The 17,087-nt window shown below is 47.2% G+C and carries 14 protein-coding genes; 6 read left to right on the top strand and 8 right to left on the bottom strand.

What is annotated here, in order from left to right:
• Positions 1 to 29: 29 nt before the first annotated feature.
• From DBY90_RS01625 to carA, 5 genes are all read right to left on the bottom strand, one after another.
• Entirely contained in the window at positions 30 to 821 is a 792-nt protein-coding gene (locus tag DBY90_RS01625; protein WP_185952177.1) for a hypothetical protein, read from the bottom strand.
• A 2,838-nt stretch (positions 822 to 3,659) separates the two neighbouring features.
• Entirely contained in the window at positions 3,660 to 4,049 is a 390-nt protein-coding gene (locus tag DBY90_RS01580; RefSeq protein WP_107986428.1) for an endonuclease domain-containing protein, read from the bottom strand.
• 173 nt (positions 4,050 to 4,222) lie between these two features.
• Complete coding sequence (locus tag DBY90_RS01575) at positions 4,223 to 4,480, bottom strand: SemiSWEET family transporter (protein ID WP_049225703.1); 258 nt, start codon at positions 4,478 to 4,480, stop codon at positions 4,223 to 4,225.
• 78 nt (positions 4,481 to 4,558) lie between these two features.
• On the bottom strand, positions 4,559 to 4,816 hold the full coding sequence (locus tag DBY90_RS01570) for a SemiSWEET family transporter (protein ID WP_049225703.1): 258 nt from the start codon (positions 4,814 to 4,816) through the stop codon (positions 4,559 to 4,561).
• A 136-nt stretch (positions 4,817 to 4,952) separates the two neighbouring features.
• Complete coding sequence (carA, locus tag DBY90_RS01565) at positions 4,953 to 6,083, bottom strand: glutamine-hydrolyzing carbamoyl-phosphate synthase small subunit (RefSeq protein WP_107986426.1); 1,131 nt, start codon at positions 6,081 to 6,083, stop codon at positions 4,953 to 4,955.
• A 387-nt stretch (positions 6,084 to 6,470) separates the two neighbouring features.
• On the opposite strand from carA, the gene pilC reads away from it, so the two are divergent.
• A complete protein-coding gene (pilC, locus tag DBY90_RS01560; protein WP_107986424.1) occupies positions 6,471 to 9,812 on the top strand; it encodes a PilC family type IV pilus tip adhesin in 3,342 nt (1,113 codons plus the stop codon).
• 328 nt (positions 9,813 to 10,140) lie between these two features.
• Here pilC and DBY90_RS01555 read toward each other — a convergent pair whose 3' ends face one another.
• Both DBY90_RS01555 and DBY90_RS01550 read right to left on the bottom strand, forming a co-directional pair.
• A complete protein-coding gene (locus tag DBY90_RS01555; protein WP_070491610.1) occupies positions 10,141 to 11,298 on the bottom strand; it encodes an NnrS family protein in 1,158 nt (385 codons plus the stop codon).
• A 112-nt stretch (positions 11,299 to 11,410) separates the two neighbouring features.
• Positions 11,411 to 11,791 (bottom strand): hemerythrin domain-containing protein, encoded by a 381-nt coding sequence (locus DBY90_RS01550; protein WP_070491613.1) that lies wholly within the window; start codon positions 11,789 to 11,791, stop codon positions 11,411 to 11,413.
• A 171-nt stretch (positions 11,792 to 11,962) separates the two neighbouring features.
• Between DBY90_RS01550 and DBY90_RS01545 the strand changes: the two genes are divergently transcribed.
• The 4 genes from DBY90_RS01545 (at position 11,963) to DBY90_RS01530 (ending at position 15,045) form a co-directional block, all read left to right on the top strand.
• Positions 11,963 to 12,427 carry an RrF2 family transcriptional regulator gene (locus DBY90_RS01545; protein WP_003744407.1) on the top strand — a complete coding sequence of 155 codons (465 nt, stop codon included), beginning with the start codon at positions 11,963 to 11,965 and terminating at the stop codon, positions 12,425 to 12,427.
• A 508-nt stretch (positions 12,428 to 12,935) separates the two neighbouring features.
• Positions 12,936 to 13,877: a TonB family protein gene (locus DBY90_RS01540; RefSeq protein WP_049228478.1), complete on the top strand. Its 942-nt coding sequence runs from the start codon at positions 12,936 to 12,938 to the stop codon at positions 13,875 to 13,877.
• 67 nt (positions 13,878 to 13,944) lie between these two features.
• Positions 13,945 to 14,604 (top strand): MotA/TolQ/ExbB proton channel family protein, encoded by a 660-nt coding sequence (locus DBY90_RS01535; RefSeq protein WP_003744404.1) that lies wholly within the window; start codon positions 13,945 to 13,947, stop codon positions 14,602 to 14,604.
• 3 nt (positions 14,605 to 14,607) lie between these two features.
• Complete coding sequence (locus tag DBY90_RS01530) at positions 14,608 to 15,045, top strand: ExbD/TolR family protein (RefSeq protein ID WP_049228479.1); 438 nt, start codon at positions 14,608 to 14,610, stop codon at positions 15,043 to 15,045.
• Between the two features lie 250 nt (positions 15,046 to 15,295).
• Here the strand turns inward: DBY90_RS01530 and yihA are convergent, their stop codons facing one another.
• Positions 15,296 to 15,949 carry a ribosome biogenesis GTP-binding protein YihA/YsxC gene (yihA, locus tag DBY90_RS01525; RefSeq protein ID WP_049228480.1) on the bottom strand — a complete coding sequence of 218 codons (654 nt, stop codon included), beginning with the start codon at positions 15,947 to 15,949 and terminating at the stop codon, positions 15,296 to 15,298.
• A gap of 200 nt (positions 15,950 to 16,149) precedes the next feature.
• On the opposite strand from yihA, the gene DBY90_RS01520 reads away from it, so the two are divergent.
• The gene (locus tag DBY90_RS01520; RefSeq protein WP_049228481.1) at positions 16,150 to 16,776 is read left to right on the top strand and encodes a c-type cytochrome; all 627 of its coding nucleotides are present in this window, start codon (positions 16,150 to 16,152) and stop codon (positions 16,774 to 16,776) included.
• The last annotated feature ends 311 nt before the right edge of the window (positions 16,777 to 17,087 follow it).

The raw sequence follows: 17,087 nt of genomic DNA, 5'->3' as shown, positions 1-17,087 counted from the left end.
GGGTGGGTCTTTCTTTAAAATTTTAAAGTTTACATCTTTATCTTCTTGTTGCTACTATATTTATTACTAGGATTTTCTGATTCTACTAATTTTTTTTGTGGTTGTATTTCAGATTGTAATTCTTGATTTAATTGTTGTTGTAATTGTAGACTCAGATTTTGAAAGTCATTAAATGTGTAACAGCTGCCTTCATTATCCAAAATTAAAACATTAGAAAATTCGGCAGTTATTTTTTCAGGTGTTTTGCCCCCACTACTGGTACTAGTATTTGTATCATTATCGGTATTTTCTACTCTTAATTGTCCAATTTTTTCTAAATACTCATGAAATTCTTTTAATGAAATTCCTTTGTTAATCATTTCATCATATGTAAGAGAATTGCCATTGTTAATCATTTCATCATCTGTAAGAGAATTGCCATTGTTAATCATTTCATCATCTGTAAGAGAATTGCCATTTTTCCCTAAATATGATAAGTATTCTTCGTGAAACAATTCTAACCTATTTTTTTCTTCATCTAATTGTGCATATACGAGAAAATGGCATTGATGATTTTTAATACTTTTTATTTCTTTTAAAATTTCTGTATTACTTTTTTCATTTGCCACCTTCTTAAATTTATTAAACTCTGCTGTTTGTGAATTACCGTCACGTTTAAATTCTATCAAAATAAATTTATTATCTTGACCTAAAATGGTATCAGAGGTTTGTTTCTCATGATTGCCATCAAGGGGGGCAACAAATTGAAATTCACGATGATTATTTATTACAAATTGATACTCGACAGTTTTTTCCCACCATACTGGATTGTTATCTGACATATCACTTTCCTTTCTATTTAGCAAGCGTAGGTTGGATTGAAAACCCAACACAAACCGCTTAATCATCTAAAAACGTTGGGTTTGGCAACCCAACCTACCTTTGGGGTGTCTGAAATTGGTTCTCCATTTTCCCTGCAACCCAGCCCACCGCGTGCGTGCCTTGCGGCACACACCCTACCGACGGGTTCAAAGGTCGTCTGAAAAAACGCTTGTGGCGTTTGTTCCATCTGCTTTGCGATAAAGGCTGCCTGAAAAATTCCTGCCGTTGATGTTTCGGGCATTCTTTTTCAGACGACCTTTAATGCTTGAATCTACTGCAACCCGCCCCCTCCCCCGTGGGGGAGGGTTGGGGAGAGGGCATTCTCCAAATTGCGGCAATCTTTCCCAATACCTTCACCGCCCAAATACAAGCCTTGCGGCTTGTTACCCTCTCTCTAACTCTCTCCCACGGGAGAGAGGACGGGGCGGCTGTTGGAATTAAGGGTTCTGTAAACTAATCAGGTTGTGCAGGTTACTTTTCAGACGACCTGAAATCAATGGCTGTAAACCCAAGCTGCTTCTCAAACTGCCTACAACCGCAAAACCTGCTGCAACCTGCTCCCTCCCCCGTGGGGGAGGGCTGGGGAGAGGGCATTCTCCAAATTGCAGCAATCTTTCCCAACACCCTAACCACCTAAAATACAAGCCTTGCGGCTTGTTGCCCTCTCTCTAGCTCTCTCCCACGGGAGAGAGGACGGGGTGGCTGTTGGGATTAAGGGTTCTACAAAGAAAATAGGTTGTGCAGGCTGCTTTTTATTTTTCGGACGGCCTGCATCAACGTCTGCAAACCCAAGTTGCTTTTCAAACCACCTGCAACCGCAAAATCCGCAGCAACCTGCTCCCTCTCCCGTGGGAGAGGGCTGGGGAGAAGGCATTCTCCAAATTGCAGCAATCTTTCCTAATACCTTCACCGCCCAAATACAAGCCTTGCGGCTTGTTGCCCTCTCTCTAACTCTCTCCCACAGGGAGAGAGGATGGGGTGGCTGTTGGGATTAAGGGTTCTGCAAGGAAAATAGGTTGTGCAGGCTGCTTTTGCTTTTCAGACGACCTGTATCAACGGTTGTAAATCCAAGTTGCTTTTCAAATCGCCTGCAACCGTAAAACCTGCTGCAATCCGCTCCCTCCCCCGTGGGGGAGGGCTGGGGAGAGGGCATTCTCCGAATTTCGGCAATCTTTCCCAACACCCTAACCGTCCAAATGCAAGCCTTGCGGCTTGTTGCCCTCTCTCTAACTCTCTCCCACGGGAGAGAGGACGGGGTGGCTGTTCGGGTTAAGGGTTCTGCAAGGAAACAGGTTGTGCAGGCTGCTTTTTGTTTTTCAGGCGACCTGCAATCAACGGCTGCAAACCTAAGTTGCCTTTCAAATCGCCAAAATTCGCAAAATCTGCTGCAACCTGCTCCCTCCCCCGTGGGGGAGGGCTGGGGAGAGGGCATTCTCCGAATTTCGGCAACCTTTCCCAACAACTCAACCACCGAAATACAAGCCTTGCGGCTTGTTGCCCTCTCTCTAACTCTCTCCCACAGGGAGAGAGGACGGGGTGGCTGTTCGGGTTAAGGGTTCTGCAAGGAAAATAGGTTGTGCAGACTGCTTCTTGTTTTTCAGACAGCCTGCAATCAACGGCTGCTTATCCAATCTGCTTTTCAAACCGCCTGCAACCGTAAAACCTGTTGCAATCTACTCCCTCCCCCATGGGGAGGGCTGGGGAGAGGGCATTCTCCGAATTTCGGCAACCTTCCCCAACACCCTAGTCTCCCAAACACAAGCCTTGCGGCTTGTTGTCCTCTCTCTAACTCTCTCCCACGGGAGAGAGGACGGGGCGGCTGTTGGAATTAAGGGTTCTGCAAGGAAAATAGGTTGTGTAGGCTGCTTTTTACTTTTCAGACGACCTGCAATCAACGGCTGCAAACCCAAGTTGCTTTTCAAATCGCCTACACCCGTGAAACCTGCTGCAATCTGCTCCCTCCCCCGTGGGGGAGGGCTGGGGAGAGGGCATTCTCCGAATTTCGGCAATCTTTCCCAACACTCCAACCACTCAAAATACAAGCCTTGCGGCTTGTTGCCCTCTCTCTAACTCTCTCCCACGAGGAGAGAGGACGGGGTAGCTGCTGGGATGAAGGGTTCTGCAAGGAAAACAGGTTGTGCAGGCTGCTTTTTGCTTTTCAGACGACCTGCAATCAACAGCTGCAAATCTAAGTTGCCTTTCAAATCGCTTGCAACCGCAAAATCCGCTGCAACCTGCTCCCTCCCCTATGGGGGAGGGTTGGGGAGAGGGCATTCCCCGAATTTCGGCAACCTTTCCCAACACCCTAACCGCCCAAATACAAACCTTGCGGCTTGTTGCCCTCTCTCTAGCTCTCTCCCACGGGAGAGAGGATGGGGTGGCTGTTGGAATTAAGGCTTCTGTAAGGAAGACAGGTTTTGCAGGTTGTTTTTTGTTTTTCAGACGACCTGCAATCAACGGTTGTAAATCCAAGTTGCTTTTCAAACCGCCTGCAACCGCAAAATCTGCTGCAACCTGCTCCCTCCCCTGTGGGGGAGGGTTGGGGAGAGGGCATTCTCCGAATTGCAGCAATCTTTCCCAACACTCTAACCGCCAAAATAACAAGCCTTGCGGCTTGTTGCCCTCTCTCTAACTCTCTCCCACGGGAGAGAGGATGGGCGGTTGTTGCGATTAAGGGTTCTGCAAGGAAAATAGGTTGTGTAGGTTGCTTTTTGTTTTTCAGACGACCTTTATAAATGCTCAATTCAGTCGGCTTACACCCTATTATTTTCAAAAATCCAATCAAAATCAGCCATCTGCTACCGTGCAGGCTGCTTTTCCAATTCCTGCAACACGCGCAGGATTTCCGCCAGTACATCGTTTGTTTGCTGCAAAATTTCGTGATTCCAAAAACGCAGCACGGTAAAGCCCAGGCTGTTGAGATATGCTGTCCGCGCGTGGTCGTATGCGGCTTGTTCTGTGTGCTGCCCGCCGTCTGCTTCGATAATCAGCTTGGGCGTTACGCACATGAAATCAACAATATAATTTCCCATCGGCTGCTGGCGGCGGAATTTATAGCCGTTCAGACGGCCTGCCCGCAGGTGTTGCCATAATTTTGCTTCCGCCTCGCTCATTTCTTGACGCATGGCTTTGGCGCGTTGATTCAGGGCGGGGTTGTCGGCGGTCAATAGTTTTTCGGGCGGGTTCATTTTTGTTGTCGGGTTGCTGTTTGTGCAAGCCTTGCGGCTTGCTGTCCTCTCCCTAGCCCTCTCCCACGGGAGAGGGGATGGGGTTGCTGATTGAATTAAATGTTGCGGCAAGACAATCTTTTTTCAGACGACCGTTTGCGTTTTTATTTTGCACAGGCCGTCTGAAAACTTCCTTAAAAACTAGTGATAAATGTAATCAAACCCAAAATAATGCCTGGGGCGTTTGCCAGTATGATGGGGTAGTCGCGTTTTTCTTTCAAAAAGCCGTAGGCAAACCATAATGTGCAGTTGATGGCGGCGACGAGGGGTTGCAACGGCGAGCCGGGGTTGCCGGCAAGGTTGTTTTGGATTTGCGGGATATAAGAAACGTACATACCGACGCCGGCCAGGGTGGCGGTGACGGAAAGAATGTGCATTTGTTTTTCAGTCATTGGTTTTCCTTTCTGATTAGACGATTGGGTTTTCAGGCTGTACAGATGTTGATTTGCACAGGCCGTCTGAAAACTTCCTTAAAAACTAGTGATAAATGTAATCAAACCCAAAATAATGCCTGGGGCGTTTGCCAGTATGATGGGGTAGTCGCGTTTTTCTTTCAAAAAGCCGTAGGCAAACCATAATGTGCAGTTGATGGCGGCGACGAGGGGTTGCAACGGCGAGCCGGGGTTGCCGGCAAGGTTGTTTTGGATTTGCGGGATATAAGAAACGTACATACCGACGCCGGCCAGGGTGGCGGTGACGGAAAGAATGTGCATTTGTTTTTCAGTCATTGGTTTTCCTTTCTGATTAGACGATTGGGTTTTCAGGCTGTACAGATGTTGAGAGGGGGCTGAATTTATATTTTTGAAGTTTGGTTTTCAGACGGCCTGTTGTCGAGTTGAGTGTGGCCGTCTGAAAAAATCAGCTTTATTGTTTTGCTGCTTTGATATTGTCAATGAATTTGTCGAATAGATAGCCGACGTCTTGCGGGCCCGGGCTGGCTTCGGGGTGGCCTTGGAAGCAGAATACAGGTTTGTCTGTCAGTTCGATGCCTTGCAAGGTGTTGTCGAACAGGGATTTGTGGGTAATGCGTGCGTTGGTGGGCAGAGTGTCGGCATCGACGGCGAAACCGTGGTTTTGGCTGGTGATGACGACTTTGCCGCTGTCTAAATCTTGTACAGGGTGGTTGGCACCGTGATGGCTGAAGTGCATTTTTAGGGTTTTCGCGCCAATGGCGAGGCTGATGAGCTGGTGTCCTAAGCAGATGCCGAAGATGGGTTTGCCGCTTGCCATCAGTTTTTGCACGGCTTCGATGGCGTAGGTACAAGGCTCGGGGTCGCCGGGGCCGTTGGAGAGGAACACGCCGTCGGGATTGAGCGCCAATACCTCTTCCGCGCTGGTTTGGGCGGGGACGACGGTCAGTCGGCAGCCGCGAGAGGCGAGCATACGCAAGATGTTGGTTTTCACGCCGAAATCGTAGGCGACGACGTGGAACGGCTGTTCGGCAGGGGTAACGAAACCTTTGCCCAGCGCCCATTCGCCTTCGGTCCATTCGTAGGCTTCTTTGCAGGAAACTTCTTTCGCCAAATCTTTGCCGACCATGCTGCCGAACGCGGCGATGAGTTCTTGCGCTTTTTCAACCGTAGCGTCCGCGCCGGTCAGAATTGCGCCTCCTTGTGCGCCTTTTTCGCGCAGCAGCGTGGTCAGGCGGCGGGTGTCGATGTCGGCGATGGCGACGGTTTTGTTGCGCACCAGATAGTCGTGCAGGCTTTCGGAGGCGCGGAAGTTGCTGTGCAGCAGCGGCAGGTCGCGGATAATCAAGCCTGCGGCATAAACGCTGCCGCTTTCTTCATCTTCGGCGTTGGTGCCGGTATTGCCGATGTGGGGGTAGGTGAGGGTAACGATTTGTTTGCAGTAGGACGGGTCGGTCAGGATTTCCTGATAGCCGGTCATGGAAGTGTTGAACACGACTTCGCCGGAAGTCGAACCTTCGTAACCGATTGATGTGCCGTGAAATACGCTGCCGTCAGCGAGAACGAGAAGAGCCGGAGTGGTCATGATGAATCCTGTTTGCCTGATGATGGTCGGTTTGCAGAAACGGACAGGGGTCGTCTGAAAATTGTTTACAAAAAAGACCGCCTGAGAAAATATCGGCTAAAAAAAAACACGCCCCGCAGCCTTGATTTTGCTGCGTAACGTGCTTTTTCAGGCATAGCTGCCTATGCCGTAGAAGCAATGCATTCTACGTCAAAAAGCCATATCGTTCAAGCTGTGGTTTGGCAACGGATTTTCCCTTTACAATCATGAAGTCTGTTTCATTTTCGCCATTGTTCGCCGCATCAGATAAAAAAAACAGCCCGAACCCCACATAAATGACATCGTAAATGTTAGAATCGCATTCCGAGAAAATAAAAACAACGTCATCATCCGTCAGCCGACGATTTTATGAAAAAAGAACGCATTATGAAAAACAAATCTTCACGTTGCCCCGGCTCCATCCGTCCAATGATTTACAGCATCGCCTCCGCGCTCGCCCTGATGGGTGCAGCATCGCAAGCGCAAGCACAGTTTGCCAAAACCCCGCTTTACCTGCAAAACGAAAGCCAAATTACAGAGCAGCCGAAAGTCAAACATAACATTATGTTTTTTATTGATGATTCGCAGAGTATGAACCGTAATGCGGTTACTGGCGAATATACACCTGGTCCAACACGTATGCAGGTAACAAAGAACGCACTTAACGGAATATTGGAGAACCACAAAGACAAGTTTAATTGGGGATTGCAGACTTTATATAACGGTGGCAGTTCTGATACGACTCCGGAGGAAACCTTCGATCCGGAAAAGGCTTCTTGGCAAAAAATGATAGATAAAGTTAACAAAATGAAGCCAACAGGCCTAACGCCTGCCACAAGCCGTTATTATGAAGTTGTTACGCAGACAGTTATGCCAAATATTAAGTATCGCTGTCAAAAATCATATGTGGTGATGATGTCTGATGGCGATGCCAACTTCGGCTGTAATTTCCATTCTAAGGGGTTCAGCTATAACTTTGACTATGATAATCCTAAGGGGTACTACTCAATTTACCCTTCACCATACCGTCCTTTCCTACCTAAAAATGAAGCGGCTTACAAATATTTTGGTCCATCTGCGCTCGCAGGTTTGAGTCAGACGACATTGAGTGGATTGTGTTCGAAAGCTGGCGGGGTTGACAATATGCCTTATTGGGATAGTGCCGATGGATATAACGGTAAAGTTGGAGGTATTGAGTTTTTCAGCCGTACACTTTCTTGGAAAGATATAAAAACGGCTGCCGACGGTAATGGCAAAGATGCAGCAGGTGTAAGTTGGGATGGAGATCCATCCAAAGATCCAAAAGGGGTTGATTACAGTAAACAGCTTGTGCAAACTTTTACTGTAGGTTTTGGCCAAGGTATTTCTGATGCAGGTAAGGCATTTCTGACACGTGGAGCTAGCCAAGATGATTGGTATTTTAATGCAGATAAGCCTGAAGATTTGGAAAATGCATTCAATAAAATCATCAGTCTGATTTCGACTGATAGTGAAAGCCCACCATTTGAAGGTGAAGGTGGTACTGCTCCTGCAACTTCCAGTAGTGGTATTCCTGATCTGGCAGCAACCATCAAGCTGAATACAGGTTCATGGAGTAGTCAGATTCTATTCAATAAACTGAATGCAAAAGGCAGAAGGGTCGGTACCGATACCGATACCGATAATGGCCCTAAACCTTCTTTCGGTAATCGTAAAACGCTGATTAATACTGGTTCGAATACCTATGCTCTCGAAAACATTATTAATAATCCTCCTGAGTATATCAACAATGCCTATTTTGGCATTGAAGGCAGTAGCGATGACGAATGGAAAAAACTGCTTAATTGGACAGCTAGGGTCGGTAGTAATGACAGTGCATACAGCCCCTACCGTGACCGTAAATCCGGAGAGCGTGATTTGGGCGATATTTTGGATGGTTCTGTTGCTTCGGTCGGTAATCAGGAGCATGGTCGCCGCGAATATTTAGTTGCCGCAGCCAACGACGGTATGGTGCATATTTTTCAAAGCACGGCAGGAGACCATCCTTATGATTTGAAAGTCAGCTATCTGCCTGCCGGCATGGAGCAGGAAAAGGATGCTGCGAATCAGCCTATTACACTTGCCAAGTCGCTGAAAGATATTGCTCACGCAGATTACGGAAAATCCATCGAAAACCATAAATATGGCGTAAACGGTGGCTTTACCCTGCGTCAGACTCCTGTTGCCGAACAAGACAGCTCCTTATCGCAGCGCGTATTTATGTTTGGTGCGATGGGACAAGGCGGACGAGGCGCATATGCGCTCAATCTTGGCAGTACTAACAAAACCGCAAAAACAGGTTTGGATGTTGACACTACCGAATGGAATAAAACAGTTCCTTTGTTTGAAACTCCAAAAGGAGAGGCTAACAAATTAGGTTATACCATCGGTACACCGCAAATCGGTCGTGTTTCCATCAAACGTGAAACTGATGGTAGTGCCAAACTGGAGGAAAACATCCGCTATGCGGGATTCCTCGCCAGTGGCTACGCAGCTGAAGCAAAAGATGCAGAAGCCAATGAAACTGCGTTATATGTTTACGAAATGCTCGGTAAAGAAGTTGGTATAGGTGAGAAGCGCGGTCAGCCTGCGGGTGAAGAAGGTAAAGCAGGTAAGGAATTGGCGAAAATTATCGTGCCGGGCGGTGTAGGCGGTCTGTCCACACCGACACTGCTTGATACCGATTTTGACGGAGTTGTCGATTTTGCCTTTGCAGGCGACAGAGGGGGTAATATGTACCGCTTCGACCTGCGCGGTGAAACGCCGAAAAATTGGACTGCGGTCAAAATCTTCTCAGGTTCGTCAAGCAAGCCGATTACCTCGGCTCCTGCCGTATCACGAAAAGGAGCTAAGGAATACGTCGTGATTTTCGGTACAGGTAGCGAAATCTACCAAAGTGATTTGAGCAATACTGAAACACAATCGATTTACGGTATTTTGCAAAAACTGGATAAAGCGCCGAAAGATCTATTCGAAGACAAGACAAATCAGGATGTTACCGAGCAAAACCTGCGCGAGCAAACGATTACTGAGGTAGAGCAGTCATACAAAGATGAAAATGATCAGCCGAAAACCGGCAAAGCATTGTATCTGAGTAACAAAAAAATTGAAGACGCCCATAAGGGCTGGTTCATCAATCTAGGTTCTGGCGAGCGTGTCAGCATTAAGCCGACCATGATTCTGCGTACTGCCATCGTTACAATACGCAAGTACACTTCCGATGGCGGTAAGACAATCGGCAAAGAGGAATCAGAAAAAGACTTGTGTCTGCCTGTCAGCAACAATAAGTCAACCGAAACCAGTACAACCTTCCTCGGTATCAATGCTGATAACGGCGGCGCACTCAATAACCGTAGCGCACGTTTTACACCTGATATATTTAAGCGTGAATTGAGTGGTTTCGGTACACAATACGCCAACGGTTTGACTCTAGAAGGTATTATTGCCAGCTTCACCTTTATCGATCCGAACAAGCGTACAGACGATCCCGTTACCGCCGATGGTGACAGCGGTGGTACAGGTACGGATAAAGAGCTGGGTTATGGTTCTGGTACGCCTAACAATAAATGCTTCTCCGGTAAAGAAGATGATCACCGTAGTTTATTGTTGAATAAGAAGGATAAAGGGTCGCTTGAAGTGAAAGGCCGTATCTGCGGTCTGCAACGTATCAGCTGGCGCGAGCTGTTTTTCTGATTGGTTCGTGTAAGCGTATGAAGACCAAGAGGTCGTCTGAAAACTTGGAAACAGGTTTTCAGACGACCTTTCCTTTTTCTTTTGCATGGCTCTTTTAGTTATTCATTGAATTTTGAGCTGGGGCTTTTGCGCGGGTAAGATCCACGCTAAACTTCGTGATAAGTATTGGCGCAGCATTAGTCGTCAGGCCAAGCTTATTTTTATGCTGCTATCGAATACAGTTTGTCGAGATGTATTGGACACGGGAGTCTGATTGATAAAACAAAAGGTCGTCTGAAAACTTGGAAACAGGTTTCAGACGACCTTTCATTTGATATGCTTGATTCGATTAACCCGGTTTACCATCCGCACGCGGACGGATGAGCCAAGGGATGTATTTCCATGCGTAAAGCAGCAGCGCCAGCGCAAACAGGACTGAGGAAGTACGGATACTATGGACATAACCGGTACCGCCGACAAAAATCGCGACCATACGGATAAACGTGGAAGCAATCATCAACCAAAAAGCAATAGGTACGGATTTGGGCGGCGGGTAGATAGAGTTGCCGGTATGCCCGAGCGCGGTGCGCGCCATCATCCCCAAGGTCAGGACACCAATACCGCCGACGCCGATAAGGTGTACGCCGAGATTGAGGAACGAGGCGTGAAAGTAAGAAGCCCCGACAGCAATCAGTCCCAAGCCTGTGAACAAATAGCCTGCGAACAAAATCCACAGCATCGGTTCTTTCAAAACGGCTTTATACCACCAGCGGTAAACCTGCACGGTAAAAATCACACCCGCTGCAAAGGCAAAAGCAGATGAGAGCCAAGGCAGGGCTTGGTGTGCCATCAGCATGGCGGTCAACATAGGCAACCAAAGGGATGCGTGCGCTACCCATACCGGGCTGGGGATTTGCGGAACATTCAGGCGTTTGGAGGTAAAGAAGGAAATGATCCGCATACCGATAAGACCGATAAAGCCTGCGACCATAATCAAACCGGACTGCAGCCCGCTGAGAAGTGCGGCTGCGTTTCCGGCATGCAGTTGGAAGTGGAATGCGGCATGCGTGCAGCCTAGTACGACGATGGCGAACACGGCGACGTAGTTGCGTTTGTTCTTAGACCGGATAACGGGCAATGCCATGCAAACTGCGCCATACCAGAAAAACAGCGTACCCAGTATGCCGCTTGCGGTTGCCCCCCAACCTGGGATAAAAACAGCAATCCTTGCCGCCAACCAAAATGCGGTTAATCCGACCAAAACGCCTCCGCGCGTAGGCGGCTGCCCCGTCCAAGTGGCAACGGCGGTCAACAGAAAGGCAATGACGACAAGTCCGGCATACCCCCAAATCATTTCATGGGCGTGCCAGTAAAAGCCGCGCAACTCGGGCGTACCCGTATAGCCGAAACCCCAAAGCAGGATGGACAGTGCGCCGTATAATGCCGCCAGCGAGTAGAACGGGCGGAATGCCATTGCCCAAACAGGGTGTTTGAAAAAGGCGGTCATGGTAGTTCCTTGGTTTGTTTTTTGGAATGGTTTATTTTAAATTTGAATGGATAGGAAGGGGTCGTCTGAAAAAGCCAACATCGCGTTTTTGACTTTTCAGACGACCTTCTTGTCAGATTCCTTCAGGCGGCGGCAGGAACGGCTCGACTGCGGGAAACAGTTCGCGCTCTTCAAAGCGCGCATGGTCGCGCAGAGTAACGGCAAAGTCCTTATTCCACTCTTCATTAAGATATTTAGGATTTGCCATCATACCGCGCAATTTAGCGTGTTCCGCCTCGAAACGCTCACGCATCGCAGCGGGGATATTTTGCCAATATGGAGCAAACATGACCTCCTCTTCAGCAAAATGCGGTTCTAATTCAATAAAATGGGCTTCCAACTCTGTCTGATGACTTTCAGCAGGCGTACGCAGAAGGCGGACACAGAGAGAAAGGGCGTGATGGTGTTCGCGGGAAAGTTCGATAAGTGCTGGATGGCGTTTTAACGGCTTCATAATATTTGATTATAATGATAATAAATTATCAAACTGCACTGGATTAATTTAAATGTTTCGGATATTATGAAACTTAATCATATATAAAGTCAAACACATAACGGCGACAGTTCTCCGCAGGATACACTGCCGCCGTTCTAAAAAAATAATATATTTCGAACAGAGAAAACCATGTATCTGACGCAACATACGGATTATGGTCTGCGGGTATTGATTTATGCGGCCGTAAACGACGATTCGTTAGTCAATATCGGAACCATTGCCGAAGCCTATAATATTTCCAAAAGCCATCTGATGAAAGTCGTTACCGCACTTGTCAAAGGCGGATTTCTAACCAGTACAAGAGGGAAAGGAGGCGGACTGCGTCTGGCAGACACTCCCGACAAAATCAACGTTGGCGCAGTCGTGCGCCATCTTGAGCCTATGCAGATTGTCGAATGCATGGGTGAAAACAACGAATGCCTGATTACACCATCCTGCCGTCTCGCCGGTATTTTGGGCGGAGCGATTAAGGCTTTCTTCGCACATTTGGACGGATTTACTTTGCAAGATTTGCTTAATAAGCCGACTTATGATTTGTTGTATGAACCGAAAATTGAAATCATTGCAGAAAAAGTGAACGGCAAAACAGCATGATTTAACCCGTCAAATAGAGTATGCGAAAGTTTTGATAGGGTCTGTAGGTTAGGTGGTAGTGGAAATTATCAGGCGTATTTTTGTAATCGTAATATGCTTGTATAGGTAAGTTTTATTTTCAGACGACCTATAAATAGGTAAACGAAATAGGTTTGTTCTTCTGTTCTTGTCAGTTTCTTGTTGATGGAGCTGGAAATAAATCTGAATAAACCCTATAACAATAATGTTTGTGCCATTTGTTTGACGGGGCGTTACTCCATTGTTGTTATTTTATCTGTACGTTATATTATAAATTTTGAACTTTTTCTGTTAACCGCATTCTAATGCAACCAAATGAGGCATTGCGTCCTCTTTTTCTTTTGTTTTGTTGTGATAATGAATAGCAATATCAAAATATTATGTCGTATGATATTAAGTTGAAGAAATATTCTCAGATGGATATTCACTTTTAAAACAAATGTAAAAATAGGTTGCAAACAAAAATTGTTGCTATTATCATGCGTCGATTATGAATAAAGAACGAATTTTAACTCCAGCAGTCGTCATCTCGGTGGTTTTAATCCACGCGGGTTTGGTCGCGTTGTTATGGCAAGCACACAAGCCGCCTGTGCCGGAAATGATGAATATTGAGTTTGTCGATTTGGCAGATTTGGGTGGTGATGGTGGCGGAGACGGTAGTCCTGAAGGCGAAGGTGCGCCGGCAGCTCCGGAAAAGACGCCTGAGCCTGAAAAGCCAAAGCCAAGGCCGAAACCTAAGCCGGTTGAGCCTCCAAAGCCTATTATCAAGCCGGTGGTGACGAAAAAAGAGGATGCTGATATCCAGCAGCCTAAAGAGAAGCCGAAGCCGGTTGAAAAACCGAAACCCGAACCTAAGCCTGAACCCAAACCTGAGCCTAAACCGGAGCCACGCCCAGAGCCTAAGCCTGAACCTAAAACAGAATCCAAACCTGCGCCTCAAGTTTCGGAATACACCGGTACTAAAACCGGTCCGAATACTGCGGAAAACGGAAAAGGCAGTGGAGAAGGTAAGGCCCTTCACGGTGAGGGTAAAGGAAGTGGTGGCGGTACGAAAGGTACCGGCAGCGGACGCGGTGAAGGCAGTGGAGCAGGCAGTGGCGGTGCCAAAGGTGAACATGGATCAGGTACCGGTAGCGGCGGAGGCACCGGAAGCGGAGGTGGAAGCGGTGGTCCTCCTGCCATCGTAGATAAAGGTTTCCTCCCTACTCCGGCTTATCCTCCTCTCTCTCTAGAAAACGGAGAAGAAGGGATAGTGCATTTATCTATTCTTGTTCAACCCGGTGGTAAGGTTGTAAAAGTTACCGTAACTAAAAGTAGCGGATTCCAACGTTTAGATAATGCAGCAAGGAAGGCAGCGACTGCCGCCGGCAGCCGATACCCCACAAACCGTTTGACAGAATACCGAGGTAAAATTAATTTCCAACTTCAGTAAATGAACGCGAATTACCTGTATTTTGACAAAAAGAAATTTTTAATTTTATTTTTAATCTGGAAAAATTATGGATTTGAAATTAGTGTTTGAATCAGGCGATTTCGTCCTGATCAGTGTATTCGTACTGATGCTGTTGATGAGCATTGTTACTTGGTGTCTGATTATCCTGCGCACTATCAAACTGAAAAAAGCCAAAAGTGCCAATGCTGAAGTGAAAACGCAAATGCTGAATGCTTTTACGCTGTCAGAGGCGGTACAGAAAGTGAAGAGCATTGATTCACCCATGAGCCGTGTAGCGGACGAATCTTTGCGTGCTTACCAAAGCTATCGTCAAAGCAATGCGAAAACACTTACTACTGAGCTGCCTTTGAATGAATACCTCGTCATTCAAATCCGAAACAGCATGGAGCAAGCTATGCGCCAGTTTGACTATGGCATGACTGCTTTAGCGTCCATTGGTGCAACCGCTCCGTTTATCGGCTTGTTCGGTACGGTTTGGGGAATTTACCATGCTTTAATCAATATCGGTCAAAGTGGGCAAATGAGTATTGCTGCCGTTGCCGGTCCGATTGGTGAGGCGCTGGTATCCACTGCTGCCGGTTTGTTTGTCGCCATTCCTGCTGTTTTGGCGTACAACTTCCTCAATCGCGGTAAGAAAACCCTCTCTCAAGATATGGACGCTTTTGCACACGATCTGCACGTCCGCCTGTTGAATCAAAAGGACTAAATTATGGCATTCGGCTCAATGAATTCCGGCGATGACGCGCCGATGTCGGACATCAACGTTACGCCTTTGGTCGATGTGATGCTGGTGTTGTTGATTGTTTTCATGATCACCATGCCTGTATTGACCCACTCGATTCCTTTGGAATTGCCGACCGCTTCGGAAAAAGCGGCAAAGCAGAAGGAGAAACAGCCTAAAGATCCGCTGCGACTGACGATAGATGCCAACGGCAGCTACTATGTTGGCGGTGATTCTGCGACTAAAGTCGATATTGATACGGTGATTTCACGTTTGAAAATCGAGAAGCAGGAAAATGCGGATACCATCATAGCGATTGCGGCTGATAAAGCAGTCGAGTACGAATACGTCAACAAGGCACTCGAAGCCGCGCGTGAAGCCGGTATCAGTAAAGTCGGCTTTGTAACTGAAACTAAGGCGCAATAGGATTATCAATATATGATAAAAGGTCGTCTGAAAGGCTAAAGACTTTTCAGACGACCTTTTTATGAATGGGTTGCCACTCTTTGCCTTTGCTATCTTCCTCAACAAGGTAAGCATCGGGCAGGTGATAGGCTAGGGAAGTGATAAAGGTCGTCTGAATCACTATCAAGCGTTTTCAGACGAACTTTCGTGTTAAATACAACAGGAATAGTACGGATTTGCGTCCCGTCAATACGGAGCATACTACGACCGATTACAATGACTCGGAATTTTCCGGATTTTCAATATTTAAGTTGTCCATTTCTTCTCGATGCGTAGCAAACCATTCTCCGACAACTTGGTTGACTTCTTCTATACCTTGCTTTTTAAGGCTGGAAAACAGTTGCACGCTGATGCGCTGACGGGTCATATAGGGTTTGAGCGATTTTTTGACTGCGCCCAAAGTTTTGATTTGATCGTTTTTCGACAGCTTGTCGGCTTTCGACAACAAAATATGAACGGGACGGCCGGTAATGTGAAAAAAGTCCAGCATCCGCAAATCCAGCTCTTTTAACGGGTGGCGCGCATCCATAATCAACACCAAGCCGATGAGCTGGCGTCGTTGTTGGAGGTAGTCGCCCAAGAGTTTTACCCAATGCGTACGGATGGCTTCTGGGACTTGCGCATAACCGTAGCCCGGCAAATCGACCATGAAGCTGCCGTTGCTCAATTCGAAGAAATTGATGTGTTGGGTTCGTCCCGGCGTTTTGGAAACATAGGCGAGCCGGACATGATTGGTCAGGGTATTAATCGCACTGGATTTGCCTGCGTTACTCCGTCCGACAAATGCGATTTCTGCGGGCGTGTCGGGCAGGTCTTTGAGATGGTTGACGGTGGTGAAGAATTTGGCGTTCTGAAAGAGGTTCATCCGTATTTCCTTGTTTCCTAGGATGGAGTGGCAGAATTTGCCGTGTCCATGTTGCGAAACATGGTAGTAATTTAATGTAAATCTAGTATAGAATAGCACGTTTATAGAATTATCGGTTTTTATCGGGTAAAATTTATCCGGCGTTTTGAGTATAAAAAAGGCATTGTCGCGGTATGCAATGCTGTAATCAGGAGCACTCCATGAAACGATTGACTTTAGCGGCCTTGGTTTTGGCTGCCGGTGCGGCTGTCGCTGCCCCGAAAGCGGATATTGCAAAAGGCAAAGAAGTGGCTACTACCATTTGTGCGGCATGTCATGCGGCAGACGGTAACAGCGGTATTGCTGCATATCCTAAGCTTGCCGCACAACATACTGGCTATATCTACCGTCAAACCTTGGACATTAAAGAAGGCAAACGTACACACGGCTCTGCCGCTGTGATGAAACCTATGGTGATGAACCTGTCCGAACAAGACATCCTGAATGTGTCCTCATTCTATTCCAAACAGCAACCTAAACCCGGTGAAGCCAACCCTAAACAAAATGATCCTGTTTTGGGCGGCAAAATCTACCGCGGCGGTTTGGTGGATAAAAAAATCCCTGCATGTATGTCCTGCCACGGTCCTAGCGGCGCGGGTATTCCGGGCGGCGGCACTGAAATCGTCGCTTATCCGCGCTTAGGCGGCCAACATATGGCTTATGTGGTCGATCAAATGAAGGCGTATAAAACCGGACAACGCAAAAATGCGATTATGGAAGACATCGCCAAACGCTTGACCGAAGAAGAGTTGAATTCAGTTGCCAACTTTATCCAAGGCCTGCATTGATTTCTGCCGGATTTTTACTGTTTGTCCGCTTTTGCGGCGAACGTGAATAAGAGGTCGTCTGAAAACTCCTGCTCTTTTGGGCTTGGTTGTTTTCAGACGACCTTGTGCGATGGTAGCTGCCGCTCTTAAGGCAATAAGTTTTTTCAAATGGCGGCTCTGGACTTTTTACCCCATCATATCTACCTGTCCGCGCCGTTTCCAATGTTTGGGTTCTTCCGAACCCTGACAGTCTTTGTATTCCTTATAGAATCAAACCGCTATGAGCAAATCCTCTTCATCCGTCCCTCTTATCCACAAACCTTGGTTCGCTT

It is taken from the genome of Neisseria mucosa (assembly GCF_003044445.1).
Taxonomy (GTDB): domain Bacteria; phylum Pseudomonadota; class Gammaproteobacteria; order Burkholderiales; family Neisseriaceae; genus Neisseria; species Neisseria mucosa_A.
This window is presented reverse-complemented; position numbering and strand designations above follow the sequence as displayed.

What these genes read in the sequence shown, in the direction of transcription:
- DBY90_RS01545 (WP_003744407.1), top strand. Translation starts at nt 11,963, where the DNA reads ATGTATCTGACGCAACATACGGATTATGGTCTGCGGGTATTGATTTAT.
- DBY90_RS01575 (WP_049225703.1), bottom strand. Translation starts at nt 4,480, where the DNA reads ATGACTGAAAAACAAATGCACATTCTTTCCGTCACCGCCACCCTGGCC.
- DBY90_RS01520 (WP_049228481.1), top strand. Translation starts at nt 16,150, where the DNA reads ATGAAACGATTGACTTTAGCGGCCTTGGTTTTGGCTGCCGGTGCGGCT.
- carA (WP_107986426.1), bottom strand. Translation starts at nt 6,083, where the DNA reads ATGACCACTCCGGCTCTTCTCGTTCTCGCTGACGGCAGCGTATTTCAC.
- DBY90_RS01555 (WP_070491610.1), bottom strand. Translation starts at nt 11,298, where the DNA reads ATGACCGCCTTTTTCAAACACCCTGTTTGGGCAATGGCATTCCGCCCG.
- DBY90_RS01625 (WP_185952177.1), bottom strand. Translation starts at nt 821, where the DNA reads ATGTCAGATAACAATCCAGTATGGTGGGAAAAAACTGTCGAGTATCAA.
- DBY90_RS01535 (WP_003744404.1), top strand. Translation starts at nt 13,945, where the DNA reads ATGGATTTGAAATTAGTGTTTGAATCAGGCGATTTCGTCCTGATCAGT.
- DBY90_RS01580 (WP_107986428.1), bottom strand. Translation starts at nt 4,049, where the DNA reads ATGAACCCGCCCGAAAAACTATTGACCGCCGACAACCCCGCCCTGAAT.
- DBY90_RS01540 (WP_049228478.1), top strand. Translation starts at nt 12,936, where the DNA reads ATGAATAAAGAACGAATTTTAACTCCAGCAGTCGTCATCTCGGTGGTT.
- pilC (WP_107986424.1), top strand. Translation starts at nt 6,471, where the DNA reads ATGAAAAAAGAACGCATTATGAAAAACAAATCTTCACGTTGCCCCGGC.
- DBY90_RS01530 (WP_049228479.1), top strand. Translation starts at nt 14,608, where the DNA reads ATGGCATTCGGCTCAATGAATTCCGGCGATGACGCGCCGATGTCGGAC.
- yihA (WP_049228480.1), bottom strand. Translation starts at nt 15,949, where the DNA reads ATGAACCTCTTTCAGAACGCCAAATTCTTCACCACCGTCAACCATCTC.
- DBY90_RS01570 (WP_049225703.1), bottom strand. Translation starts at nt 4,816, where the DNA reads ATGACTGAAAAACAAATGCACATTCTTTCCGTCACCGCCACCCTGGCC.
- DBY90_RS01550 (WP_070491613.1), bottom strand. Translation starts at nt 11,791, where the DNA reads ATGAAGCCGTTAAAACGCCATCCAGCACTTATCGAACTTTCCCGCGAA.